Source organism: Hyphomicrobium sp. CS1GBMeth3, from assembly GCF_900117455.1.
GTDB lineage: Bacteria > Pseudomonadota > Alphaproteobacteria > Rhizobiales > Hyphomicrobiaceae > Hyphomicrobium_C.
Genome location: NZ_FPHO01000003.1, coordinates 32,449 through 54,483, shown reverse-complemented (window position 1 = coordinate 54,483; position 22,035 = coordinate 32,449). Strand labels below are relative to the sequence as shown.

General features: G+C 63.1%; 22 protein-coding genes, 1 other RNA gene and 1 pseudogene. 9 read left to right on the top strand and 15 right to left on the bottom strand.

The genetic code is table 11. The annotated features are described in order from the left end of the window. Positions 1 to 2: 2 nt before the first annotated feature. Complete coding sequence (locus tag CS1GBM3_RS07580; RefSeq protein ID WP_072393990.1) at positions 3 to 659, bottom strand: thiamine phosphate synthase; 657 nt, start codon at positions 657 to 659, stop codon at positions 3 to 5. Positions 660 to 970: 311 nt separating this feature from the next. On the opposite strand from CS1GBM3_RS07580, the gene CS1GBM3_RS07575 reads away from it, so the two are divergent. Further along, the gene (locus tag CS1GBM3_RS07575) at positions 971 to 3,142 is read left to right on the top strand and encodes a L,D-transpeptidase family protein (RefSeq protein WP_072393987.1); all 2,172 of its coding nucleotides are present in this window, start codon (positions 971 to 973) and stop codon (positions 3,140 to 3,142) included. Between the two features lie 375 nt (positions 3,143 to 3,517). Here the strand turns inward: CS1GBM3_RS07575 and CS1GBM3_RS07570 are convergent, their stop codons facing one another. From CS1GBM3_RS07570 to CS1GBM3_RS07545, 6 genes are all read right to left on the bottom strand, one after another. Continuing rightward, positions 3,518 to 4,552 carry a class I fructose-bisphosphate aldolase gene (locus CS1GBM3_RS07570; RefSeq protein ID WP_072393984.1) on the bottom strand — a complete coding sequence of 345 codons (1,035 nt, stop codon included), beginning with the start codon at positions 4,550 to 4,552 and terminating at the stop codon, positions 3,518 to 3,520. 65 nt (positions 4,553 to 4,617) lie between these two features. After that, complete coding sequence (locus CS1GBM3_RS07565; protein WP_072393981.1) at positions 4,618 to 5,367, bottom strand: YebC/PmpR family DNA-binding transcriptional regulator; 750 nt, start codon at positions 5,365 to 5,367, stop codon at positions 4,618 to 4,620. A gap of 296 nt (positions 5,368 to 5,663) precedes the next feature. Next, positions 5,664 to 6,488, bottom strand: coding sequence for a TIGR00282 family metallophosphoesterase (locus CS1GBM3_RS07560; RefSeq protein WP_072393978.1), 825 nt, complete (start codon positions 6,486 to 6,488; stop codon positions 5,664 to 5,666). 76 nt (positions 6,489 to 6,564) lie between these two features. Beyond that, positions 6,565 to 7,197, bottom strand: coding sequence for a 5-formyltetrahydrofolate cyclo-ligase (locus tag CS1GBM3_RS07555; RefSeq protein WP_083567317.1), 633 nt, complete (start codon positions 7,195 to 7,197; stop codon positions 6,565 to 6,567). A 28-nt stretch (positions 7,198 to 7,225) separates the two neighbouring features. Further along, a non-coding RNA gene (gene ssrS, locus CS1GBM3_RS07550) (6S RNA) lies at positions 7,226 to 7,388 on the bottom strand. A 35-nt stretch (positions 7,389 to 7,423) separates the two neighbouring features. Continuing rightward, positions 7,424 to 7,669 (bottom strand): DUF5320 domain-containing protein, encoded by a 246-nt coding sequence (locus tag CS1GBM3_RS07545; RefSeq protein ID WP_072393975.1) that lies wholly within the window; start codon positions 7,667 to 7,669, stop codon positions 7,424 to 7,426. A gap of 299 nt (positions 7,670 to 7,968) precedes the next feature. Here CS1GBM3_RS07545 and gap point away from each other — a divergent pair, with 299 nt between their 5' ends. Next, on the top strand, positions 7,969 to 8,976 hold the full coding sequence (gene gap / locus CS1GBM3_RS07540) for a type I glyceraldehyde-3-phosphate dehydrogenase (RefSeq protein WP_072393972.1): 1,008 nt from the start codon (positions 7,969 to 7,971) through the stop codon (positions 8,974 to 8,976). A 76-nt stretch (positions 8,977 to 9,052) separates the two neighbouring features. Here the strand turns inward: gap and CS1GBM3_RS07535 are convergent, their stop codons facing one another. The 3 genes from CS1GBM3_RS07535 to CS1GBM3_RS07525 all read right to left on the bottom strand — a co-directional run bounded on the left by CS1GBM3_RS07535 (position 9,053) and on the right by CS1GBM3_RS07525 (position 11,201). Beyond that, positions 9,053 to 10,390: a ferredoxin reductase family protein gene (locus tag CS1GBM3_RS07535; RefSeq protein WP_072393969.1), complete on the bottom strand. Its 1,338-nt coding sequence runs from the start codon at positions 10,388 to 10,390 to the stop codon at positions 9,053 to 9,055. An 88-nt stretch (positions 10,391 to 10,478) separates the two neighbouring features. Further along, positions 10,479 to 10,823, bottom strand: a complete 345-nt coding sequence (locus tag CS1GBM3_RS07530) for a hypothetical protein (protein WP_072393966.1) — start codon at positions 10,821 to 10,823, stop codon at positions 10,479 to 10,481. Positions 10,824 to 10,910: 87 nt separating this feature from the next. Then, positions 10,911 to 11,201: a GlsB/YeaQ/YmgE family stress response membrane protein gene (locus CS1GBM3_RS07525; protein WP_072393963.1), complete on the bottom strand. Its 291-nt coding sequence runs from the start codon at positions 11,199 to 11,201 to the stop codon at positions 10,911 to 10,913. 249 nt (positions 11,202 to 11,450) lie between these two features. On the opposite strand from CS1GBM3_RS07525, the gene CS1GBM3_RS07520 reads away from it, so the two are divergent. From CS1GBM3_RS07520 to ruvA, 3 genes are all read left to right on the top strand, one after another. Continuing rightward, on the top strand, positions 11,451 to 12,044 hold the full coding sequence (locus CS1GBM3_RS07520) for an HdeD family acid-resistance protein (RefSeq protein ID WP_072393960.1): 594 nt from the start codon (positions 11,451 to 11,453) through the stop codon (positions 12,042 to 12,044). 82 nt (positions 12,045 to 12,126) lie between these two features. Continuing rightward, positions 12,127 to 12,657: a crossover junction endodeoxyribonuclease RuvC gene (gene ruvC / locus CS1GBM3_RS07515; protein WP_072393957.1), complete on the top strand. Its 531-nt coding sequence runs from the start codon at positions 12,127 to 12,129 to the stop codon at positions 12,655 to 12,657. Then, on the top strand, positions 12,654 to 13,277 hold the full coding sequence (ruvA, locus tag CS1GBM3_RS07510; RefSeq protein WP_072393954.1) for a Holliday junction branch migration protein RuvA: 624 nt from the start codon (positions 12,654 to 12,656) through the stop codon (positions 13,275 to 13,277). The genes ruvC and ruvA overlap by 4 nt, the downstream gene beginning before the upstream one ends. A 142-nt stretch (positions 13,278 to 13,419) precedes the next feature. Here ruvA and CS1GBM3_RS07505 read toward each other — a convergent pair whose 3' ends face one another. Beyond that, the gene (locus tag CS1GBM3_RS07505; protein ID WP_083567315.1) at positions 13,420 to 15,720 is read right to left on the bottom strand and encodes a TonB-dependent receptor; all 2,301 of its coding nucleotides are present in this window, start codon (positions 15,718 to 15,720) and stop codon (positions 13,420 to 13,422) included. Between the two features lie 429 nt (positions 15,721 to 16,149). Between CS1GBM3_RS07505 and CS1GBM3_RS07500 the strand changes: the two genes are divergently transcribed. Next, positions 16,150 to 16,995 carry a VOC family protein gene (locus CS1GBM3_RS07500; protein ID WP_072393948.1) on the top strand — a complete coding sequence of 282 codons (846 nt, stop codon included), beginning with the start codon at positions 16,150 to 16,152 and terminating at the stop codon, positions 16,993 to 16,995. A 52-nt stretch (positions 16,996 to 17,047) separates the two neighbouring features. After that, on the top strand, positions 17,048 to 17,866 hold the full coding sequence (locus tag CS1GBM3_RS07495) for a glycine betaine ABC transporter substrate-binding protein (protein WP_171946457.1): 819 nt from the start codon (positions 17,048 to 17,050) through the stop codon (positions 17,864 to 17,866). 29 nt (positions 17,867 to 17,895) lie between these two features. Here CS1GBM3_RS07495 and CS1GBM3_RS20075 read toward each other — a convergent pair. The 4 genes and pseudogenes from CS1GBM3_RS20075 to CS1GBM3_RS19260 all read right to left on the bottom strand — a co-directional run. Continuing rightward, positions 17,896 to 17,979: pseudogene (locus CS1GBM3_RS20075) on the bottom strand (glutathione S-transferase family protein); the annotation flags it as partial. A 37-nt stretch (positions 17,980 to 18,016) separates the two neighbouring features. Continuing rightward, the gene (locus CS1GBM3_RS07490; protein ID WP_072393942.1) at positions 18,017 to 18,958 is read right to left on the bottom strand and encodes a class I SAM-dependent methyltransferase; all 942 of its coding nucleotides are present in this window, start codon (positions 18,956 to 18,958) and stop codon (positions 18,017 to 18,019) included. A 579-nt stretch (positions 18,959 to 19,537) separates the two neighbouring features. Next, positions 19,538 to 19,804 (bottom strand): hypothetical protein, encoded by a 267-nt coding sequence (locus tag CS1GBM3_RS07480; RefSeq protein ID WP_072393936.1) that lies wholly within the window; start codon positions 19,802 to 19,804, stop codon positions 19,538 to 19,540. Between the two features lie 6 nt (positions 19,805 to 19,810). Beyond that, a complete protein-coding gene (locus CS1GBM3_RS19260; RefSeq protein ID WP_083567313.1) occupies positions 19,811 to 20,218 on the bottom strand; it encodes a hypothetical protein in 408 nt (135 codons plus the stop codon). 301 nt (positions 20,219 to 20,519) lie between these two features. Here CS1GBM3_RS19260 and CS1GBM3_RS07470 point away from each other — a divergent pair, with 301 nt between their 5' ends. Beyond that, positions 20,520 to 20,762 carry a hypothetical protein gene (locus CS1GBM3_RS07470; protein WP_139247839.1) on the top strand — a complete coding sequence of 81 codons (243 nt, stop codon included), beginning with the start codon at positions 20,520 to 20,522 and terminating at the stop codon, positions 20,760 to 20,762. Between the two features lie 72 nt (positions 20,763 to 20,834). Next, positions 20,835 to 21,875 carry a Holliday junction branch migration DNA helicase RuvB gene (ruvB, locus tag CS1GBM3_RS07465; RefSeq protein ID WP_072393930.1) on the top strand — a complete coding sequence of 347 codons (1,041 nt, stop codon included), beginning with the start codon at positions 20,835 to 20,837 and terminating at the stop codon, positions 21,873 to 21,875. Positions 21,876 to 22,035: the final 160 nt, after the last annotated feature.

Here is a 22,035-nt window from a genome sequence, read left to right as displayed (position 1 = left end):
CCTCAGGCTGCGTCGGCGCGGGCCTCGAGCGCTGCGACAAACGCGGCAGCCCAGGCTGCGTCACCGGCCTCGGGTGGAGCAGGCGGCAGGCGCACGGCGATGAAGTCGGCGCCGTTGCGGACGAGATCGGCGGCCTCGGCGGGTGTTTCGACGTCGAAGGCGACGACCGGCACGACGAAGACCTCGGACCACCAGGCGACAAGCTCGTGCTGCGCTTCGGCGGCGGTTGGGTCGTCGCTTGTGTCCGGCAGGCGGCTGAAGGCAACGTAGTCTGCGGCTTCGTCGCCAAGCGTCATGGCGTCATGGCGCGAGACGCCAGCGTCGGCGCCGACAATGGCGTCAGAGCCAAGAGCGGCGCGGGCGGCCTCGTAGGCGTCCTCGATCTCGGGGCGCCAGCTCAGGTGCACGCCATCGGCACCGAGCGCACGCGCTGCTTCGATGTCGTCGGAGATCAGGACGGCGATGTTCTTTGTCTGAGCCTTCTCGACGAGGGGGCGCGCGGCGGCGACGTCGATACTGGCGCCTTTCGGTGTCGTCAGAATCAGGGTTGCGGCGCTGGTTGCCTCCAGGACCGCGGCGATGCGCGTGTGCCAGCCCGCGTCGTCCGCAGTGGCGGCGGCGATCAGGCAAAGACGTGGCTCCGACTGTGCCTCGGTCATGATCCTTCGGTCGATCTCCCGCCGGGAAAATTAAAGTCCTAGTGTATCGGGCGAGCGTATCCGGCTCAATTCGGGCGGAAAAGAGACTCGCGGCCTCGATGTGGTGCATTAGCCGTTGGAATAGCAGACACTTGCGGTCTTAACCCTATCGCATCGCGCCCCTAACCGGTATCGTTCCAGCGCGCGAATCCCAATACTCGCATGAGCTGCGGGCTTGAAATCGCCATGCTGTCCCGGCAAGTCTCGGCCATTGTTGAGACTGCGGCCAATTGATTGAAAGGGTGCTGCGTCCCGCTTTGACGGAGAGACTGATGCCCACCACGACTTTCAAATGTCTCGCCTCCGCCACGGCCTCGGTTGTCGTGCTCGCCGCCACCGCTTCGGGACTTGCGGCGCAAACCGCAACACCGCCGACAGGCACCTCCCCCGTTGAGACCACCGGGGCCATCCCGGACAAGCCTGCGACGCCCGCCGCAACACCCTCTACTGAGGCTCAGCCCAAAACCGAAACTCCGGCGGCTCCGGCTCAGCAAGATGCCAAGCCGGCGGAGAAGACTCCGGCCGATGCCGTGGCGAATGCCGTCACGCCGACGCCGCCTGCAAACAATGCCGAGACCAAGAGCGAGCCCGCCAAGCAAGAGCCTGCCGCTGGGGCGGGCGCGGCTGCGCCTGCACCCGCGCCTGCGGCAGATTCGGCTGCGAGCTCTGCGCCGGACGCGGGCGCGACACCGCCTGCTGCCGCTGCGGCTCAGCCGCCAGCCGCTCCGCCCGTCGATCCCGTGATCGGGGCCGTGCGCACTTGGCTCGGCAACTCCGCCAACGCCGGCAAGGCGTACAAGGATGATGCGGCGGCGGCCGTCGCGTTCTACGGCGCGCGCACCGAGGGGCCGATCTGGGTCGAGGCTTCGGGCTTCTCGACGAAAGCCACGCGGACCATGGACGAGATCCGCAAGGCTGACGAATGGGGCTTGTCGGCTGCCGCGTTCGATCTGCCGACGCTCGGCGCGTCGCCCGCGACAGAAGCCCTCGCCGAGGCCGAGGGGCGGCTTACGCTCGAGTTTTTGAAGTACGTGCGGCATGCCCGCGGTGGTCGCGTCAATCTCGCGTCGCTCTCGCGCATTCTCGATCAGGCGCCGCCGATCAAGGATCCGAACACGGTGCTGACGGAGCTGGCTGCGACGTGGGCACCCGATGCGTACCTGCGCAACCAGCATCCCAAGCACCCGCAGTTCCAGTATCTGCACAAGGCGCTTATCACCGCGCGCGGCGCCTCGCGCTCGCCAGTCGAGATCGATCCGGCGATGACGATCAATCTTCCGGCGACACGCGAGATGCTGAAGGTCGGTGTCAAGCATCCGAACATCGCGCTGTTGCGCAAGCGTGTGAAAGTGCCGGCGGAGCCCGGCGCTGAGGAGACGCTGTTCGACGAGAAGCTTGCGCTGGCGCTCAAGGCCTTCCAGGCCTCGAATGGGCTCGAAGAGTCGGGGGAACTGACCGGTGCGACGCGCAAGGCGCTCAACCGCGAGGTCGAGGCTCTGCGCCCTGCAGCAGACCCCGATCGCAGCACGCAGCTCCTGGTCATGAACATGGAGCGCTGGCGCTGGATGCCGGAGGATCTCGGCAAAGTCTACGTCACGAACAACATCCCCGAGTACATGACGCGCGTCACGAAAGGCGAGGAGATTTTGTTCGAGGAGCGCATCATCGTCGGTTTGCCGAACTGGGCGACACCCGTGTTCTCCGAGACGATGAAGACGATCGTCTTCAATCCCTCCTGGGGCATGCCGGATGGCATCAAGCAGCGCGAGCTGGCGCCACGGTTGCGTTCGGCTGGGGGTGGTGACTTCTTCTCACAGCTCTTTGGCGGCGGCGGCGGTGGTGGCGCGGCGATCCGGGCGCACGGGCTCAAGGTCTATTACGGTGGGCGGGAGATCAATCCCGACAGTGTCAATTGGAGCACGGCGGATCTGCGCGCATACAGCTTCATTCAGCCGCCAGGCGGCAGCAATCCGCTCGGTCGCGTGAAGTTCATGTTCCCGAACCGGCACGACGTCTACATGCACGATACGATCGAGCGCTCGCTGTTCGGGCAGTCGAGCCGGGCGCTCTCGCATGGCTGCATCCGCGTTCAGGATCCCATGCAGTTCGCCGCGGTTCTGCTTGCGGAAGGCAACGGTCTCGATCCCGCGGCTGTCGAGAACACGATCGCGCGCGGCGGCGAGGTCAAGCTCCAGAACCCCATTCCGGTGCATATAACGTACTTCACGGCGGTGGCCGACAAGAGTGGCCACGTGACGACGTTCCGCGATCTCTATGGACACGACAGCCGGCTGTCGGCTGCGTTAACCGGACGTACGCTGCGGCCCGAGCCGGCGGCGGCTGAAACGGTTGCGACGTCGACAGAGACGAAGAAACGCAAGAAGAAGACGTATCAATCGCCCGAGACGCTGGCCGATGTCATTTCCGGGTTTTGGTTGAACTGATAAAGACTGCGCGGGCCGGAGCGAAAGCTCCCGTTCGGGCGGCAAATACAGTCAAGGCGCAATGAGGGGGGCTCATTGCGCCTTGCTGCTTCAGCCCTGATCCGGTTGGATCAAAGCTATAGAAATTGAAGGCCCCCGCCCCATGTCGCAAACGTTTGGTGCGGAGATGCGGCATCCGGCGCCGCACCCGTGGGCCTGTGTATAAAACGGGATTTGGTGTTCAGTTGTTCCGCGATGGCACAAAAAAATCGAGAGCGCACTAAGCTCGCGGTGAGAATATGTGCCGGCGGCGGAAAAGCTTGAGGGCGCTCCGCGTCGTGATGCGCGGAACGCCCTCAGCTCTCTGTCTTGCGAAATGACATCGTCTTCGTGCGACTAGGCCGCTTTCTCGAGCCCAGCGTCCCACTTGCCGAGCGCCGCGAGACTGTTCATGCGCGCGCGGTGCGCAAAGGCACGCTGACCGGCCGCGACGTTTTCGGACTTGCCGCCCCACGCTTTGAGCGCCGCAGCCTGCAGCGCGCGGCCGTAAGAGAACGTCAGCGCCCAGGGCAGATTGCCGGCTGCGTTCATCAGCGAGAGATGTTTGGTCGCCAACTCGTCGGACTGACCGCCCGAGAGGAAGGCAATGCCCGGTACCGCGGAGGGCACGGTCTCCTTGAGGCAGCGGATGGTTTTCTCCGCAACCTCTTCGGGCGTGGATTGGCGCGGGCTCTTCTGTCCGGCGATGACCATGTTCGGCTTCAATACCATGCCCTCGAGCGAGACACGTGCGTCGTAGAGCTCGCGGAAGACGGTGCGCAGCGTCCATTCGGTGACGCGGTAGCACTCGTCGATGTCGTGGCCGGAGTGAGGGCCGTCCATCAGCACCTCGGGCTCGACGATCGGCACGATCTTGGCCTCCTGGCAGAGCGCCGCGTAGCGCGCGAGCGCATGCGCGTTGGCTTTGATGGAGTTCCACGTCGGCAGGCCGTCTGCGATGGTGATGACGGCGCGCCACTTCGCAAAGCGCGCGCCGAGGTCGTAGTACTCGGCGAGACGCTCGCGCAGGCCGTCGAGGCCTTCGGTGATGGTCTCGATCTCGGAGGTGGGGCCGGCAAGCGGCTTGGCGCCGAGATCGACCTTGATGCCGGGGATCGAGCCTGCGGCCCTCATGACGTCGACGAGCGTGGTGCCGTCCTTGGCCTTCTGGCGGATCGTCTCATCGTAAAGGATGACGCCGGAAACGTAGTTCTTCATGGCGTCGGTGGCGCGGAACAGCATCTCGCGATAGTCGCGGCGGGTGTCCTCGGTGGAGGTGACGCCAATGCTGTCGAAGCGCTTCTTGATGGTGCCGGAGCTTTCGTCGGCAGCCAGGATGCCCTTGCCGGGTGCCACCATGGCGATGGCGATGTCTTCGAGCTTCTCGGTCATGGCCTCATATCCCAGTGTTCAATACGTTGAGGGTGAAATGCGGCCCGCGCACGCGCGATGCGCGGTCAGGCGGCTGTGAGCTTCTTCAAAACGTCTTCGGACACCTCGAAGTTCGCGAAAACGTTCTGCACGTCGTCGTCGTCCTCGAGGGCGGCAATAAGCTTCATAATGCGCTCGGCGTTCTCCTCGTCCACCTCGGTGGTCAGGTTCGGTTTCCAAACGGCTTTGACGCTTTCCGGTTCACCGAGCTTTTCCTCGAGAGCCGCCGCGACTGTGCCGAGGCCGTCAAAGCTACATGTGACAAGGTGGCCCGCCTCGTCGGACTGGGCGTCGTCGGCGCCGGCCTCGATGGCGGCTTCGAGCACCGCATCGGGGGAGCCTGCGGCCGGCTTGAAGCGGATCTCGCCCGCGTGCTCGAACATATGGGCGACGGCGCCCGTGGCGCCGAGATTGCCGCCCGATTTGGTGAAAGCGGCGCGCACGGCGCCACCGGTGCGGTTGCGGTTGTCCGTCAGCGCCTCGACGATGACGGCAACGCCGCCCGGCGCGTAACCCTCGTAACGGATGGTCTCGTAAGCCTCGCTGTCGCCGCCCTGAGCCTTCTTGATGGCGCGCTCGATGTTATCCTTGGGCATGTTCTCGGCGCGGGCGGTTGCAATGGCAAGACGCAGGCGCGGGTTCATGGCCGGGTCGGGCATGCCGGACTTGGCGGCAACGGTGATTTCTCGCGCGAACTTGGCAAACATCTTGGCCCGGGCCGCATCCTTGCGGCCCTTCTTATGCATAATGTTCTTAAAAGCTGAATGGCCGGCCATGTGTCTCCCGGGCTATCTGGGCGGGTGTCCGCTGGGGGTGGGTTCGGGTGCGATTTAATGCGGTCCAGCCCCCCGGTGGTCAACCCCTCCTGGAGGCTGAAAGGCCGTGATTCTGGGACTCTAGGCTGCTTAAGAGCAGGTTAATGAGGCCATGGAGGGGCTCGCGAGGTGGGCCAGAATCACGTAGATTCAAGGTATGCCGCTTCTGCCCAATCGCGGACCAGGGTGAGCAGGGCTCACCATTGCAATGAGGGCGGCCAGGACCTTCCTCATGCGCTGCCATAGACAACTCTCTCTCACTCGACCCAGAAGAGCGGCTCGGTAGGTTCCAAGACACCACCGAGCCGCAAACTTTTGACGCGTGTGGCAAGTCCCGTTGCATCGTCGATCTCGACGGCGAGGCCGGAGACGGTGGCCGGACCGAGGGCGGGCTCGAAGCGCTCGCGCGGGAGTCGCGTCAGGAAGCGGTTGACCGGCTCTTCAATGTCCATGCCCAGCACGGAATTATAGTCGCCGCACATGCCGGCGTCCGACATGTAGGCGGTGCCGCCCGCCAGGATGCGCTCGTCCGATGTCGGTGTGTGCGTGTGCGTGCCGACGACGACGCTTGCGCGGCCGTCGAGGAAGTGGCCGAGGGCCTGCTTCTCGCTCGTTGCTTCGGCGTGGAAGTCGATCAGTACGACATCGGCGCCGGATTTCAGCGGACAGGCTGTGAGTTCGCGATCGATGGCGCGGAACGGGCAGTCGATCTCGGTCATGAACACGCGGCCCATGGCGTTGATGACGAGCACGTCGGCGCCGTTTCGAGCCTTGAGCAGCGCGGCGCCGCGGCCCGGCGTGCCGGGCGGGAAGTTCACGGGGCGGATCAGGCGCTCCTGGCGCTCGATGAAGACAAGCGTGTCCTTCTGGTCGAAGGCGTGGTTACCGAGCGTGACGGCGTCGGCGCCGGCGTCGATCAACTCGAGGTGGATCGCCTCCGTGATGCCGAAGCCGCCGGCCGCGTTCTCGCCGTTAATAACAAGGAAGTCGAGCTTGTAGCGTTCGCGCAGGCGCGGGATCGCCTCGACCGCTGCGCGGCGGCCCGTGCGTCCGACGATATCGCCGAGGAAGAGGAGGCGCATCAGACTGCCTCCTCTCTACGACCCGAGAGGGGCGACGTGTGATGTGGTTGGAGGCGGCCGATCATTCGCGCTTTCGCTACACGGCCGGGCATTTGAGCGGCCCGGACGGGGTCAGGATCCAGTCGAGGCGTTCGTCATAATCGACGTGAGGCACGGCGTCGACCCGCTGCTCGTCGAAGCCGATGCCGATGGAGACGATCGGTTTCAAGGCGCGCAGCCGGGCGAGCGTGCGGTCGTAGAAGCCGCCGCCATAGCCGAGCCGGTAGCCTGCGGTGTCGAAGGCGAGGAGGGGGCCGAGCACGATATCGGGCTCGAGCACCGGGGCCTCCGGCAGCGGCTCGCGGATGCCCCATGTGGTTTCGGCTAGCGGCTCGCCCGGCGCCCAGGCGCGGAACACGAGCGGCTTGCCCTTGCCCTCCATCACGGGGAGGCAGATCCGGTAGCCCTCGCCGATCAGGCGCTCGATAAGCGGCGTCGGGTCGATCTCGTTGCCGATCGCGAGGAAGCCCGAGACGATCGCGGGCGGTGGGCGGGCTGCGAAGGCGATGCCATGGCCCGCGATGGCTTCGGATGCGTGATCACCGTGGCGCGCGTAGGCGTCGTCACGGATGGTCTTGGCGCGGCGGCGCATCTCTTTCTTGGCAACGTCGGTGGAGATGGCGGCGCCTTTCACGGACGAGGATGACGGGTTGCTCCAGCCGGGCAGCATCCGGCGTCGAGACTTCGGAGCAAAGAAGGAAGTGCCGCGGTGGCCGTTGGAACGATCGATCTCGCCGGGTCCCTACAAATGTAAGGTGGGCGCCATATGTCCGGGGCCACGGCCCCGGCCAGGGACAGCTCCCAGGCAGATCTTATAGGCCCTGGAGATTCATGTGTTCCTGACGAACCCCGCAGCAGCGCTAACATAGGAGGCGCGTCGGAAAAAAGCGAGAGGGTCAGCTGCCCTTGTCGACAACGTTGCTCAGGCTCTCGATGATCCAGTCGATGCGGTTGGCAACGACGCTGCGGCTTTCCTCGAGTGCAGCGATTCGCTGGCGGGCGACCTCCAGCTCGCGTTTCAGTGCGTCGCGCTCCTGCTCGAGCACCTTGACGCGCGTTTCCGGCGTTCCGGGTGCGGACGGTGCGGCCGCTTTTGCGCGACCGGCCGGGCGCTTAGCCTTTTGTCTCGGCCGTTGAGCCATGAATTGATGCGTGCCCCTGTTCGCAGACGTGAGCCGTCGATTTCCCCATGCCCCCGCGGCTCCCGGACGCGGCGGAGAGCATAGGTAATCTGATCCTACGGTGCAAGGAACGACCCTTGCTTGTCGTTACCAAACAGCGGCCAAGTGTACCGGCGCGCGACAGAGTGTGGCGGGGCACAGGATTGACAGTATAGGAGCTGCCCAACTTAATGGCGCCGCCCCGGCGGTCCACACGGCGCTCGTTGTCGTATGTGCTCGTGCCGCCCAACACAAATTTCCACGTATCGGAGGACGTCCTCATGGCAGTTAAGGTCGCGATCAATGGATTTGGCCGTATCGGCCGCAATGTGCTGCGCGCGATCTACGAGGCGGGGCGCACGGATATCGAGGTGGTGGCGATCAACGATCTCGGTCCGGTGGAGACGAACGCGCACCTTCTGCGATTCGACAGTGTGCACGGACGGTTCCCCGGCGAGGTGACGGTCAAGGGCGATGCACTCGACCTCGGCCGCGGCCCGATCAAGGTTACCGCAGTCAAGAACCCGGCGGAGCTGCCGCACAAGGAGCTTGGCGTCGACATCGCGCTCGAGTGCACCGGCATCTTCACGAGCAAAGAAAAGGCGTCGGCGCATCTCGCGGCGGGCGCCAAGCGCGTGCTCGTCTCGGCGCCTGCGGACGGCGCGGACCTGACCGTCGTCTACGGCGTCAACCACGACAAGCTCACCAAGGATCACCTCGTGGTGTCGAACGCCTCGTGCACGACCAACTGCCTGGCGCCGGTTGCCAAGGTGCTCAACGATCTGGTCGGCATCGAGAAGGGCTTCATGACGACCATTCACAGCTACACGGGCGACCAGCCGACGCTCGATACGCTGCACAAGGATCTTTACCGGGCACGCGCCGCGGCGCTGTCGATGATCCCGACGACGACGGGCGCGGCGAAGGCCGTCGGCCTCGTGCTGCCGGAGCTCAACGGCCGCCTCGACGGCACGTCGATCCGCGTGCCGACGCCGAACGTCTCGGTGGTGGACTTCAAGTTCGTGGCTAAGAACGAGACCACCAAGGACGAGATCAACGCCGGCATCAAGGCTGCCGCCGCGCAGCACTTGAAGGGTGTTCTCGGCGTCACCGATCAGCCGAACGTGTCGTGCGACTTCAACCACGACAGCCGCTCGTCGATCTTCCACCTGGACCAGACCAAGGTGCTTGACGGCACGCTGGTGCGTGTTCTCTCGTGGTACGATAACGAATGGGGTTTCTCGAACCGCATGGCCGACACGGCCGTCGCGATGGGCAAGCTGATCTAGCGCACGGCTCAATCACGAGACTGGAAGGGCGCCTGCGTTTGGTGGCGCCCTTTTCTCATTCGTGCGCGGTTGCCTCTCAACGCATCTCGAACAGCTCTTGGTGGAACTTCGAAGCGTCGAAACCGTGGGCGACGAAGTCTTTGCGGAGCGCCTCGCCGAACCCCGGTGGTCCGCAGAACCAGATGCTGGCGGACCGCCAGTCCGGAACCGCCTGCCGGATGCGGTCTGCGTCGAGCAGGCCGTCTTTCGCGTCCACCAGGACGTGCAGGCGCACGTCGGCTGCTCTGGCGTCGGCGGTTAGCTTGTCGATGGCGACTTGCTCGAAATCCATTGTCGGATGAAAGAGCGTGATCTCCTGGGACGACGGGGACCGTGCCAAGTGCTTCATGCGCGCGATAAACGGCGTAATGCCGATCCCCGCGCCAATCCAGATCTGGCGCGGGTGCTGGTCGCTGAAGGTAAAGCAGCCGTAAGGTCCTTCCACGCTGACGGGCATCCCGACTTTCAGCGTATCGCGAAGTCGTCCGGTGTGGTCTCCGAGCGCCTTGGTGATGAAGACGATGCGCCGCTCCTTAGGATCCCACGCCGAGGCGATGGTGTAGGGATGTGCTCCTTCGGATTTATTCGACGTCACGAATGCGAACTGGCCGGCCTTGTGGCCTTTCCAGCGGTCGTCGCTCATCCGGATCGCGGTTTCGAGAACGCGCAACTCCGGATAGTAGGTGATCTCTTCGATGACGCCGTCCGCCTTTCTGTCGTGCCCGATCCGTCGAGAAAGCGCGATGAAGGCGGCTCCGGCGCCGGCAAGCATCAAGATCCCGGTGGCCCAGCCGATCGGCTCGCTCCAATAGTCCGTCTTGATCAGGATGACGGCGTGATAGACGAGGATCAGGTATGCGACCGCGATCCACTTATGGGTTCTCGCGAATAGGTGGTACGGAAACCGTTTCCACAGCGCGAGGACGATCAGGACAACGGCGGCGTAGAATGCCCACTCTCCGGCAAACTCCGCCAAGCCGCGCTGGCTTCTCAACCAGCCTTCGAGCGGACCGTAGATTTGATCGCCTCGCGGCCGGCGTTCCGGTCTCGTGAGCCAGCCCCATCCGACCATCCATTTGGTGCCTTTGGCCCACCACCAATGAACGAGGCCGACGACCAGCGCCGTGATGCCGAGCCATTTGTGCAGCCGGTACATCTTGTCGAGGCCGCCAAGATGACGCTCGGGCCATATGGGGCGAAAGGCCAGCAGAGTGGCTGCGCTCATGGCGCCGATGGCGATGATTCCGGTGTATTGGACGAATACGGACCGGAACGAAAAGTAGGTCAGCGGCTCAGGCCACACCGTATCGGCCAAGAGCCAGAGGCCAGTGAGCGCGGCGATAAAGACAATGAACGCCGTCTTGATGTTCTTCATGTTTCACGGCCACCTTTGGTTGGGGAGCTGGAAACACTATCGAACCCGATCGGTGTGCCGTTTGATCGACCGCAACGGCGTCGGGGGATCAGCGCCAGAAGTAGCCGAGGCCGATCAGGACCGCACCGGCGAGTAGCATGATCATTGCGATCACGTTCGCCACCTTGGCGGCGAAGTGGCCGATCACGGTGCCGGCGGCGCGGCGCGCCTTGCCGGTGTAGGACGCTTCGCGCGCGATCTCGTTGTACTTCTCCTCAAGCGCGGTCGGCGTCTCTGCGGTTCGCTTGCCACGGGCCACCTGCCAGGCGCTGTCGAAGGCGGCGCCCGCGATGTCGTAGCGCGCCACTCGCCACATGATGACCAGTGCGAGGAGGGCAACACCCGCGCCCCAAATCATCAGCCAATCGCTGTTCGCCAGCTCCGAAAACGTCATTTGCCACCCCCAATTTGGCTCGGCTTCGAGGCAGTCAGCCTGAAGACTGTGGAGGGATGACGTCAGAACGCGGAGCGGTCAACAGGTTCATTGTGCCGGTGCGAAGCGGCCCTTCAGCCAAAGGGCGAGCAGCACAAGGATCGAGCCGACGAAAGCTGCGATCACATCGCGAAGGGAGATCGTGACACCGTCGAGGCTCTGCAGCAATCCAAGCAGACGGAACAAAAGACCGCCGACGAGTGCGCCGGCTAGCCCGAGGCCGAGATTTTTCCAGACGCCGAAGCCGCGTTTTTCGCCCTTGGCCAGCAGGCCGGCGAGACTGCCTCCGAGCAGCCCGACGATGATCCAGACGATGATCTGATCGAACGTGATGAGCATGGTGGCCTCCTCGGAGGGCGAAGCAGCGGGCGAGCCTCGCTGCTTTGTCAGTATACCACCGACGGCGCAACCCGGCGTGTTCTCCGGCTGTCACGTCATGAGTTGGTTTACGCGGAGCTATTCGTTAATGCGCAAGGTAGAGCTTTGTAAGAGCAACCTATATCGGCGCGGCTGGTGGCTTTGTCTCGCTGCGTGTAGATTGGGCCGTGGGGGATGTTCTCGGAACTCGATCCATTTGGGAGTTCGGTCATGCAGGCTTCACCCACCACCTACCCTCCGGGCACTGTGCGCATGCGTCCCATGCTCGACGCGCTCGCCAGAAACTGGTGGCTCATCCTTCTTCGCGGCGCTCTTGCCATCCTGTTCGGTGTGCTGGCCTTCATCTGGCCTGGCATCACGCTCTTCACCCTCGTCATCCTCTATGGTGCATTCGCGTTCGTCGACGGCGTACTGGCGCTCGTGGCGGCGATCCGCGGCGGCACGCCAGCACCGCGCTGGTGGCTGGCGCTCGTCGGTGTGTTCGGCATCGCAGCTGGCGTGCTGACGCTTTTCTGGCCGCAGATCACAGCGCTCGTGCTGCTCCTGTTCATCGCAGCCTGGGCCATCGTGACCGGGATTTTCCAGATCGTCGGCGCGATCCGGCTCAGGCATGAGATCGAGGGCGAGTGGCTGTTGATCGCAAGCGGCGTGCTGTCGGTCGTCTTCGGCCTCTTGCTGGTGGCCTGGCCCGGGGCCGGGGCGCTGGCGATGATCCTCGTGATCGGGTCGTTCGCGATCATGTACGGCATCCTGCTGATCGCGTTCGCCCTGCAGCTGCGCAAGGCCGCAGCGGTGCGGATCTAGCGCCGCTCTAGCGCCTCCCACGCGCACGCCACCGTGACACGGCCGCGACGACGAATCAGCCGCGGCCGTGATATGCGAAGGCATGCGGGGGCAATCACAGGTTCGAATCATCGGCATCGACCCGGGTCTCAGGCGCACCGGATGGGGCGTCATCGAGACGGACGGCGTACGGCTGACCTATGTCTCGTCGGGGCTCATCACGTCGACGTCGGACGAGGATCTCGCCTACCGGCTGCGCGAGCTGTTCGAGGGGCTGTCGAGCGTCATCGCCTCGTGTGGGGCGAGCGAGGCCGCCGTCGAGGAGACGTTCGTCAACGAGAACCCGCGCGCGACGCTGAAGCTCGGGCAGGCGCGCGGTATGGCGCTCTTGGCGCCAGCCATGCGCGGCCTCAGCATCGCGGAATATTCGCCGAACCTGATCAAGAAGGCGGTGGTCGGGGCGGGGCATGCCGAGAAGCGGCAGATCCAGGCGATGATCGGGTTTCTGCTGCCCAAGGCGCGGTTCGAAAGCGCGGATGAAGCGGACGCGCTCGCCATCGCCATCTGTCACGCCAGCCATCGCGGCGCGGCGGCGCTCGCTCGTCGCGTGCTAAAAGAAGGGGCTCCGGGATGATCGGTCAGCTCAAGGGCAAGGTCGACGCGATCGGAGAGTCGCATGCGATCATCGACGTGGGTGGCGTCGGTTACGAGGTGCAGCTCTCGGCGCGCACGCTGCGCAACCTCAAGCTCGGTGACGCCGTGGTGCTCACCATCGACACGCACGTGCGCGAGGATTCGATCCGCCTGTTCGGCTTCCAGAGCGAGGTCGAGCGGAGCTGGTTCCGCACGCTGCAGAACGTGCAGGGCGTGGGCTCGAAGGTGGCGCTGGGTGTGCTCGGCGTGCTCTCGACGCAGGACCTCGCCAACGCGATCGCGCTCGGCAACTGGGCAGCGGTGGAGCAGGCGCCGGGCGTCGGCAAGAAGCTCGCGCAGCGCATCGTGGCCGAGCTCAAGGACAAGGCACCGGCGCTGTCGGTTGCGGGTCTCAACGTGCCGGTGGCGAGCGGGCCGGCAGGCGACATCGAAATCTCTTCCGAAGGCTTGGCCGCGGCGGAGGCGATCTCGGCCTTGACCAACCTCGGCTACAACCCGGCGCAGGCGTCCGCAGCGGTGGCCGCTGCCATGAAAGAACTTGGCGCCGAGGCCGATACGGCCAAGCTCATTCGCGGCGGCTTGAAGGAGCTGGCGCGTTAGCGGGTGTTGGCGCGCCTGTCGGCTTGTGAGCCGGGCGGACACCGGCGCGGCGCTGTGGGCCAGTCGCACGCCGAGTCAGTTTCTAGCCATCCACGCCCGCGCGTCCTCTTCAATCGGATAGATCTGGTCTGTGCCAGGGTCGCTAAAACTTGAGCTCCAGCGATGCCCCGAAGGTCCGCGGATCGAGCAGCGTCCCGTTCGATGAATTACCGCTCACCACCAATGTAGAATGAGCGGTCTCGTCGGTGACGTTGTTCACGAAGACCCGTGCCTTGGCATTTCCGAGCTGATAGCTGGCGCCAATATCGACAAGCGTATAGCCGCCGGCGACGCTCAGGGGAGCATTCACGAAATCGGTGAAATAGTCGTCGACGTAGACACCTCTTGCGGTCAGCTCGAGATTTTCGATCGGACGCCACGCCACGCCGAGCGAGACTGAATAGGACGGATCCTGGCCAAAGTCGTTGCCAAGAATGTCAGCGTCCGTATTCGCGCTGATTTCCTTGATCTCGGTATGCAGCAGCCCGAAGCTGCCCCAGACATCGAAATCAGGCGTGACGGCGTACTTTCCTTCGAACTCCAAGCCATAGGACTCGGCATCGGGCTGATTGAAGATCCTGATGGCTTGCTGATACGTGACAGCAAACTGCTTGTCCTTGTAGTCGTTATAGAAGGCCGTAACTCCAAGCTGCAGGCGATTGTTCATCATCGCCGTCCGATATGCAGCTTCATAGGTCCATACTTCCTCCGCCTTGTATTCCTCGTACGGGAAGGGCTGAGGAGGGAAATAAGCTTGTAGATTTGCGTACGCGCCGCCCGGGTTGTAGCCCTTGCGGACGGTGAACGCGATGCTCTCGTTGGAGCTGAGATTGTAGCGCAGGCCGATCTTCGGCAGCACATAAACCTCGTCGGCATCGTAGCGGTAGTTCTCCGTGAAAGGCATGGGCACTAAAGGCGGCACCGGCGTCGGGACGCTCGCGACGAGGGTGCGCTTGTCATCAAGGTGCTCGATCCGGCCGCCGAACAGCAGGTCGAACGGCCCAGCGAAGTTCCAGGCGATATCCGCATAGGCCGCCTGCGTCGAGATATCCGCATCCGTATCGGCGAACGCCGTTATCGAGCGCGCGCCGAGAGAAACGGTTGCGTTCGCATCGTAATTTCGCTTGCCGTCGGTGAGGCCGACACCGATCACGCCGGTGAGGTTCGCGACATCACGGAAGCTATAAGTGAAATCCTGGGCGAACCGCTCCTCGGACATATCGTCGAACCTGAACGCGCTCGTACTGCGCGGCGAGGACGAATACTGGTCGCGAACGTAGCTCGTGATCGAGGCAATTTCCTCGCGTGCGCTGAGTTGATAGCGCGCCCTGACGCCGGCAGCCCAGCCTTCCGTGTCCAGAATACGGAAGTCGGTCGCGCTGCGTTTGCGATCGCTGAAGGGTGGGAGGTCGACGTAGCCATTGAAAACGTGGTCGAGACCATTGCCGTATTCGGCCGACACGAGCACGCTGAGCCCCGGAATGCTGTCAGGCTCGACCAGGAATTTGCCGCGCAGGTTGAGGCCGTCGTAGTCGTCGAGCTTGCCGATGTCTACTCCCGCAGGAGCCGGACCAACGATATCGACCGGGATCTGACCCTTGTCGAATTCGGCGACGAGACGTATCGCTGCTTCGTTCGAGAATGGCGCGTTGACAAATCCGGCGTTGCGATAATTGGTGCCGGAATATTCGTTGTACGTGAACTCAGTCAGCGCGCCGGCGGAGTAGGAAAAAACGGGATCGTTGGTGTCGACGATGTAGGCGCCGGCAAACGCATTGGTGCCCGGCAGGGTGTGCTGCGGTCCCCTCAGCACCTGCACTGAGCTGACATCGTAGAGACTTTGGAACGCATTGTTGGCGTAGGATGAAATTCGCGGAATGTCATCCACGGTCAGAGCGATCCGAGACGTGGTGCCCTGATAGAAATTGCTAAAGAGGGTGGTCGGGGTTGCGGTCTCGCCTCGAATGGCCGGGATCGTGGGGCCGCTCGGAGCAGGCGTCACGTTCGGCAACGACGTCACAATGCCATAGACCGTGTTTTCGCCGGAACGTGCGATGTCGGTCGCGGTAACTGTCGATGTTCCGGTCGTGCTGTCACGCAGCTCCGATGCGACCGCGGACGGCGAGCGCGCCCGATCCGGAGCATCCGATCCGGCAGACGCAGCGGTCGGACTAGTGGCCACAGGCTTGGGCTGCGCCGGTTTCTTTTTGGCGACCGATTTCTTTTTTTGCTGAGTGGCGACGACTTCCAAGCTCGGCAGGGTTTGCGACGGCGCCGGCTCTGCGGGCTTGGCTGTGGGAGCGTCAGTGGAGGGAGCTTCTGGCGGGGGCGGAGTTTCTGTTTGCTGTTGCGCGAAAGCCGGACCGCAAGTGACTATGAGAGCGAAAATCGCCGCGAAACGCATTGCTGCCCTCCGTACCGGGAGTTGATCCCAGATTCATGACTATATTAGTAGTGAATGTGGCGCAGGCATTCGCAGCGGTGAAGTGCAGGGGCGCCACACCGATCTAACAATCGCGCGCAAGAGGCTGCGCTCACCCTCGGGGATGGTTCGCGATCATGTGCTCGACATCCACTGGTCGAGCGAGTGGAAGTCCGCAGTGGATTTAAAGCGGTCGGCAGTATCGGCTACCGCCATTCTTGCTGACAAACGGTTACTGCATAAGTGCTAATCCTCAGGGGCCGCAATGGCCTTATCGAAAGGACAATCTCCCTAAAGAAGATCGGCAACTTCGCTAAAGCGCTTTCTGGATAATCGGTATACGGTTTCAGGCGAAATCATCCCCGAGCAATCGCGGATTAACAGCTCGGCGCTCGAACTGAGGAAGAAGCTATGGATCGATCCAGACAAGATGACGGGCCGAATTCACTCAATCGCCGCGACGTCATGCGCGCTGCCGGTGCGATGGCAGTCGTCGGCGCAGGGACCGTCACGGCCGGCACCGCTCCCACTTACGGGCAAAGCAACGGATCTGCCAACAAAGGCGCACTCGGCCTCAGGCTACAAGGTGTCCAGCATTTCGGTCTTACGGTGCAGAACATGGACCGCGCGTTCGAATTCTATACCGAGGTGCTGGGTGGCACCGAAATCATGCGCGATGGCGATTTCTTCGGCGAACGCATTCACAACACGCTCCTGACCGATCAGGAGATCGAAGCGCGCGAGCGCGAGGTCAATCCGCGCACGATGGGAATCCCCGATCTCAGAAGCGGTGCGCAGCGGTTGGACGTGCGCTTCATTCAGTTCGACAACGTTGTGATCGAGCTGTTGCAATACCGGGACGCGGAGCAGCCCGCCGGCAGCGGCAGCGCGTTCGCCGAGCCGCTCGACCACATGAGTCCCGCGTTTCCGCGCATGATGCACATCTGCTTTCACATCCGCGACGACGTAGACTTCAACACGTTCATTGCCGATCTCGAAGCGGAAGCAGCACGACGCGGCATGCCACAGGTCAGAGCCAACCGGGTTGTGACGGTCACGACCGAGCAGGACCGGCTTGCAGCGCCGCTCGAGGCGAACAGCAACGGCATCACCGAAGGTAGGTCGAATGGATGGAGGCTCATCTATTGCAAGGGCTCCGAAGGCGAGCAGCTCGAGTTTGTGCAGGCTCTGGGGCCCGTCAAAGAAGTCTTCGCGAAGGGCATGGAGGCCCACAAACGCTCGCGTGGCAACGGTTAGCGGAGGGTGCATGCTGAAACAATTCGCCTGCCTAGCGTTTGGCCTCTTCGCGATGTTGACCGCGACCGCCTCTGCTATCGCCGAGCAACGGGTTATTCGACTGGGTCAGGTCGGCTTGTCGTTCTATGCCGTAGTCGGTGGCATCGTGCAGGAGGTGTTGGAGCAGGACGGATACAAGGTTGAGGTCACGACCGGCAGTCATGGCGACATCTTTCCGAAGCTCGGCGCGGGCGAGGTCGACATTCTAGCCGCCGCCTGGCTGCCCGACGGCCACGCACCTCTCTATGCAAAGGTGAAGGACGTCACATTCATTGTCGGCGAGCTGTACGGCGATGCGCGGCTCTACTGGGCAGTGCCCGATTACGTCCCCGCCGATCTGGTGCGTTCAATCGATGACCTGAAGAAGCCAGATGTCGTGGCGCAGATGGACAAAAGAATTCGCGGCATCGGCGCAACGTCCGGGCTCATGGTCGGCGCCTCGAAGATTCGTGAAGCCTACGGCCTGAACGCAGCCGGTTACGAAATCATCCCGGGCGAAGCGAAAGATTGGATCGCGAATTTTAAGCAAGCGGTCGCCGAGCAACGCTGGCTCATCATGCCGCTATGGCAGCCGCAGTGGATTAACGCGGCCTACAAGGTCCGGGTGCTCGACGAGCCCAAGGGCATCTATGGCAAAGGCGACACTGCCGTCCTCCTCGGACATGAAACCTTGAAAGGCAAACTGGCGCCCGAGACCCTCGACCGTCTCGCGGGCATCACGCTCAGCATCGATGCGGTCACGCAGATGGACCTGTGGGTCAATGTCGGTGGTCTAACGCCGCGCGACGCAGCGAAAAGGTGGCTTACTGCCAATCCTGTGCGGAAGGGCTGACGACAGCGCTTAGGTCTCGCTGACTTGCCGGTGAAAACCGCCATTCGAGCGTCGTAGGCGGGCCGCGCTTTGCCGCGGGCGACAAAGGCGGAGAGGTTCGGATATTCGTCTAGTGTTGTGTGCACTGGGGTCCGGTGGCACCTCTCGCCCTCAGGGCGATAGGCGGACAATGTGATCGTCTCCAAGTCGAAATCGTGGCCCATAGGGAAGGCATATTCCTGAGCTCACGGACGCAAGTCCTTCAATGGGGAGCTCGTCACAGTCTTCCGGCGGCCGTGAGAGGAACAGTTCGGAGTGCAGGAGGCCGTCCATCTCTTTGTTCCTGCTGTCGATGCCGAGCGCCTCAAGTTGAGAGAGAACACTGAGGAACTCCTGTTCCGACTGAAAGCGACGCTGCACGAAGGTGACTCCGGACGCCTTCTCGGTGACGTGCCCGTACTCATCCAGCACGCCTGAGATGGTGTCATAGGGAAACATGCGGAGCACGAAGGCGGCCAGCCAGGGCGCGGGCTCCCCTATGGCCCTGAGAAGCCGGGACAGCGTGCGCTCGGTCACGTAGCCGATGGCGCCCGTCGAGATGATGAGATCGACTCCCTGTAGCGCATTCTTGTTCGCCTGGATGAGAGGCTCCTGTTCCAGGTCCTGCGTGATGCCGTCATCGATCAGGCCGACGGCACGCGCATACGCGACCGCTGGCCGCGAAACGTCGCAGCCGACGATGGTGAGATCTTGCCTCGGCCAGGATTGGAAGAAGTGGTGATCGAGCGAGAGCAGCTCGGATGTGGAAATGTCGCGGCTCTGAAGAGCCATATAGCGCTGCTGCAAGCGTGCGAATTCCAGGGGAAAGCGGATCAGCGCGGCATTGTTTCCGTAGCTGCATCCAAGGTCGAGCACTTTGATCGGTCGTCCCCGGAGTTGCTCAAGCGCCGCGATCAATTGACGGAAGATATCCTTTGCCAGATCCGGAATGACGTAGTTGAGCCCACCAAGCACGCGATGGTATTCGCGCGGGTCGGGCTCGGTGTAGATGCTGTCGAAACACGCCTTAGCTTTATTCGGCTCGCGGGCGAACGAGCCGTCGGTCATCGTCATTGTAAGTCATCCCCCGTTTCTCTTGGTCGTGGATGCCTCGCGCAATGGGAACGAGCGCGGGGTGGACGGGATCAAATCTCGCCGTGCCGCTCGTGAGGCGACGACTGTCACCGGCATGGTGGACAGCGAAAGGACCAAACTTGCGGCCGAGTTAGTGCCGAAGCTGACGAGAGTCGCCATCGTGCGGCGACTGGTGTTGTGCTCGGGGTCCGGAAATATAGCAGTGAAGCCATTGCCTGCTCAGGACAATCGGCATGAGTACGTAGAGACATCACTGAGGGAATGTTACGTAGCGCGAACAGACCAAAATATGCCAGTGAAGGCCCCGATGGCCTGTCGTCCTGTCCGGAAGGATCTACGCGAGGCGACTGCAATACGAGAGGGTCGCTGCCAAGCGGCGAACCCGCTTTCCGTCTTTCATGTGAACAATGAGCTCCACGCCATGGCGATGCGCGAGCGCGCGGCCATATGCTTCGGCTAGCGCGCGTCGTTTGAAATTGCCAAGCGAGCGCCCCGCGGACTCGCGATCTCTTACGACCCATCCGGCACCGCTCTGGTGCATCACGTGAAAGTCTTCATTCAAATTCCATCTCCCTTCTTGTTGTCGCCGCGCTTTAAGGGATACGCATCGCTCCCGTAGAGATTCTTGATGGCCACGCCGTCGAACCGCTCATCATCAACCTCCAAAATCGCGCCAAACAGCCATACGGGATCGAGTTCCTCGATGGCGAAGCGTATGGCATCTGCCGCGGAGTCGAACCTCTTGTACGTGACGCTTCCACGGCGCAACCCGCGCCCTCTTGCGGGGAACAGCTCGGCGGGGGCCGCGAAATCGAATGGATTCATGCTCTCCTACGACGAACGTGTCAGTTCGCTTTCCTTGGCTACTCGCTCAAAATTCTCATCTGCGGCTTTGATGCGATACTTAAGCTCGCCGTCTTCGACTGGCAGGAGCCTCACCACCTTGAACCGAGAGGCTGCAATCAGCCTCCGGGGCGGATGGTAGATCACGTCTTGGCCCGTCTTGTACCTGTGCGTAGCCATTCGCATCTCCGGTTGTGGCGATTTCCTCGGGCGCCGCTGCATTCCCAACTCGTCAAGGCGGCGCATTTTTGCCTTTAGCGACGCGCGCACTTCTGGATCAGCATCGGAGGCTGAAGCACCAATCTCGACTTGCTTGAGCCATAGACGAGTCATGGCAACATCAAGCAACCCCAATACCTCGGTGCTGAAACCAAAGGGCTTTTCGTGGAATGGCATGGCGTTGCTCCTGTTACTTGGTGGGGAGCGCACGCATCTCTCAGTCACCGCGGCCAAGTCTCGTCCGGTGATAAAAGCAATATGGGGCTGGCAGGCAGAAATGTCCACAATCCTTAGCCACTCAGAATAGCGGCAATATCCGGAGCGGAGTTACCGTCGCCACTGGGAAGCGACCCACACTGCGGATAGAAGCGATAGGGAGCTTGCGACTGCTTATGGCCAGCAGCGGACATGGGATGGTCGCTTCTTGACAATGGGCTGGATCATCAAAGACCGTACTCCTGCATTCGTGGAGGTGCCCATGTGCAGGCTGTTCTCGTTTCCGGTCTGGTTCGTGCTGTCGCTCGTCTGGACGGGCATCGTCGCCTATCTCGGCTATGTGAACGTGCCGTACGTGCCGATGGATATGTCGCCGTCCGATCCCGCGACGCAGGAGGCGCTTCGGTCGGCGATGACGAAGCACACGCTCATGTACGGCTTGCTCGCCGCCGGGCCGCCGGCCATCGCGCTCGCGTTCGGGTGGCTTCTCTGCCGCAAGAGTTGATCCTGGCGTTCTCCTGTCGAGAGGCGGAGCGGATCGCTTGACGGCGGCGGCGAACATCGTCAGGAACAAAACATGACCGATCGCCTCATCAGCGGGGCGAAGCGCGAGGCGGATGCTTACGAGGCGTCGATCCGGCCGCGCTCGCTCTCCGAATTCGTGGGCCAGGAGCAGGCCCGCGCCAATCTCGCTGTCTTCATCGAGGCGGCGCGTGCGCGCGGCGATGCGCTCGATCACGTGCTGTTCGCGGGGCCGCCGGGTCTCGGCAAGACGACGCTGGCGCAGATCGTCGCCAAGGAGCTTGGCGTCGGCTTTCGTGCGACGTCCGGCCCGGTGATCTCGAAGGCGGGCGATCTCGCGGCCCTGCTCACCAATCTCGAAGAGCGCGATGTGCTGTTCATCGACGAGATCCATCGTCTCAATCCGGCGGTGGAGGAGATCCTCTATCCGGCGCTCGAGGACTTTCAGCTCGATCTCATCATCGGTGAGGGACCGGCGGCGCGCTCGGTGCGCATCGACCTTGCGAAGTTCACACTCGTCGGCGCGACGACGCGGCTCGGCCTTCTGACCACGCCGTTGCGCGACCGGTTCGGCATTCCCGTCCGGCTCAACTTCTATACGGTCGAAGAGCTGACGTCGGTGGTGACGCGCGGCGCACGCGTACTGGGGGCGCCGATTGCGCCGGACGGTGCGGCCGAGATCGCGCGGCGGGCGCGCGGCACGCCGCGCATCGCGGGCCGGCTCTTGAGGCGCGTGCGCGACTTCGCAGCGGTTTCGGGCGCCGACATCATCGATTCCAAGGTTGCGGACGTGGCGTTGCGCGCGCTCGAGGTGGACGAAGCCGGCCTCGATTCCCTCGATCATCGCTATCTGACGTGCATTGCGACGACCTACGAGGGTGGCCCCGTGGGGATCGAGACGCTGGCGGCGGCGCTCTCCGAGCCGCGTGATGCGCTCGAGGAGATCGTCGAGCCTTTTCTTCTGCAGCAGGGGTTCATCGGGCGGACGCCGCGCGGGCGCGTGCTGACGCTGAAGGCGTTCCGCCACCTCGGGCTCTCGGGGCCGGCGCGGGCGGCGACGCCGGAGCTGCCGATCTTCGAGGACGGGGAGGAGTGAGGCAGGGCGCTGCGTGGGGGCTCTGGGCGCTGTTAACCGGTTGATTAACTCAGGGCGGAGATAGCCCCTTGCGGCGCAAGGCCGCTGCCGTTTGTTTGATGTTTCGTCACTTTTCAGTGTTGCCGTACGGGTTTGATCTCGAAAATTGCGGAGCCGGCAA

What these genes read in the sequence shown, in the direction of transcription:
- CS1GBM3_RS07535 (WP_072393969.1), bottom strand. Translation starts at nt 10,390, where the DNA reads ATGAAGAACATCAAGACGGCGTTCATTGTCTTTATCGCCGCGCTCACT.
- CS1GBM3_RS07480 (WP_072393936.1), bottom strand. Translation starts at nt 19,804, where the DNA reads ATGAATCCATTCGATTTCGCGGCCCCCGCCGAGCTGTTCCCCGCAAGA.
- CS1GBM3_RS19260 (WP_083567313.1), bottom strand. Translation starts at nt 20,218, where the DNA reads ATGCCATTCCACGAAAAGCCCTTTGGTTTCAGCACCGAGGTATTGGGG.
- gap (WP_072393972.1), top strand. Translation starts at nt 7,969, where the DNA reads ATGGCAGTTAAGGTCGCGATCAATGGATTTGGCCGTATCGGCCGCAAT.
- CS1GBM3_RS07565 (WP_072393981.1), bottom strand. Translation starts at nt 5,367, where the DNA reads ATGGCCGGCCATTCAGCTTTTAAGAACATTATGCATAAGAAGGGCCGC.
- CS1GBM3_RS07555 (WP_083567317.1), bottom strand. Translation starts at nt 7,197, where the DNA reads ATGCTGCCCGGCTGGAGCAACCCGTCATCCTCGTCCGTGAAAGGCGCC.
- ruvC (WP_072393957.1), top strand. Translation starts at nt 12,127, where the DNA reads ATGCGGGGGCAATCACAGGTTCGAATCATCGGCATCGACCCGGGTCTC.
- CS1GBM3_RS07500 (WP_072393948.1), top strand. Translation starts at nt 16,150, where the DNA reads ATGGATCGATCCAGACAAGATGACGGGCCGAATTCACTCAATCGCCGC.
- CS1GBM3_RS07530 (WP_072393966.1), bottom strand. Translation starts at nt 10,823, where the DNA reads ATGACGTTTTCGGAGCTGGCGAACAGCGATTGGCTGATGATTTGGGGC.
- CS1GBM3_RS07560 (WP_072393978.1), bottom strand. Translation starts at nt 6,488, where the DNA reads ATGCGCCTCCTCTTCCTCGGCGATATCGTCGGACGCACGGGCCGCCGC.
- CS1GBM3_RS07490 (WP_072393942.1), bottom strand. Translation starts at nt 18,958, where the DNA reads ATGACGATGACCGACGGCTCGTTCGCCCGCGAGCCGAATAAAGCTAAG.
- CS1GBM3_RS07575 (WP_072393987.1), top strand. Translation starts at nt 971, where the DNA reads ATGCCCACCACGACTTTCAAATGTCTCGCCTCCGCCACGGCCTCGGTT.
- ruvB (WP_072393930.1), top strand. Translation starts at nt 20,835, where the DNA reads ATGACCGATCGCCTCATCAGCGGGGCGAAGCGCGAGGCGGATGCTTAC.
- CS1GBM3_RS07470 (WP_139247839.1), top strand. Translation starts at nt 20,520, where the DNA reads ATGTGCAGGCTGTTCTCGTTTCCGGTCTGGTTCGTGCTGTCGCTCGTC.
- CS1GBM3_RS07570 (WP_072393984.1), bottom strand. Translation starts at nt 4,552, where the DNA reads ATGACCGAGAAGCTCGAAGACATCGCCATCGCCATGGTGGCACCCGGC.
- CS1GBM3_RS07525 (WP_072393963.1), bottom strand. Translation starts at nt 11,201, where the DNA reads ATGCTCATCACGTTCGATCAGATCATCGTCTGGATCATCGTCGGGCTG.
- CS1GBM3_RS07495 (WP_171946457.1), top strand. Translation starts at nt 17,048, where the DNA reads ATGTTGACCGCGACCGCCTCTGCTATCGCCGAGCAACGGGTTATTCGA.
- CS1GBM3_RS07580 (WP_072393990.1), bottom strand. Translation starts at nt 659, where the DNA reads ATGACCGAGGCACAGTCGGAGCCACGTCTTTGCCTGATCGCCGCCGCC.
- ruvA (WP_072393954.1), top strand. Translation starts at nt 12,654, where the DNA reads ATGATCGGTCAGCTCAAGGGCAAGGTCGACGCGATCGGAGAGTCGCAT.
- CS1GBM3_RS07520 (WP_072393960.1), top strand. Translation starts at nt 11,451, where the DNA reads ATGCAGGCTTCACCCACCACCTACCCTCCGGGCACTGTGCGCATGCGT.
- CS1GBM3_RS07505 (WP_083567315.1), bottom strand. Translation starts at nt 15,720, where the DNA reads ATGCGTTTCGCGGCGATTTTCGCTCTCATAGTCACTTGCGGTCCGGCT.
- CS1GBM3_RS07545 (WP_072393975.1), bottom strand. Translation starts at nt 7,669, where the DNA reads ATGGCTCAACGGCCGAGACAAAAGGCTAAGCGCCCGGCCGGTCGCGCA.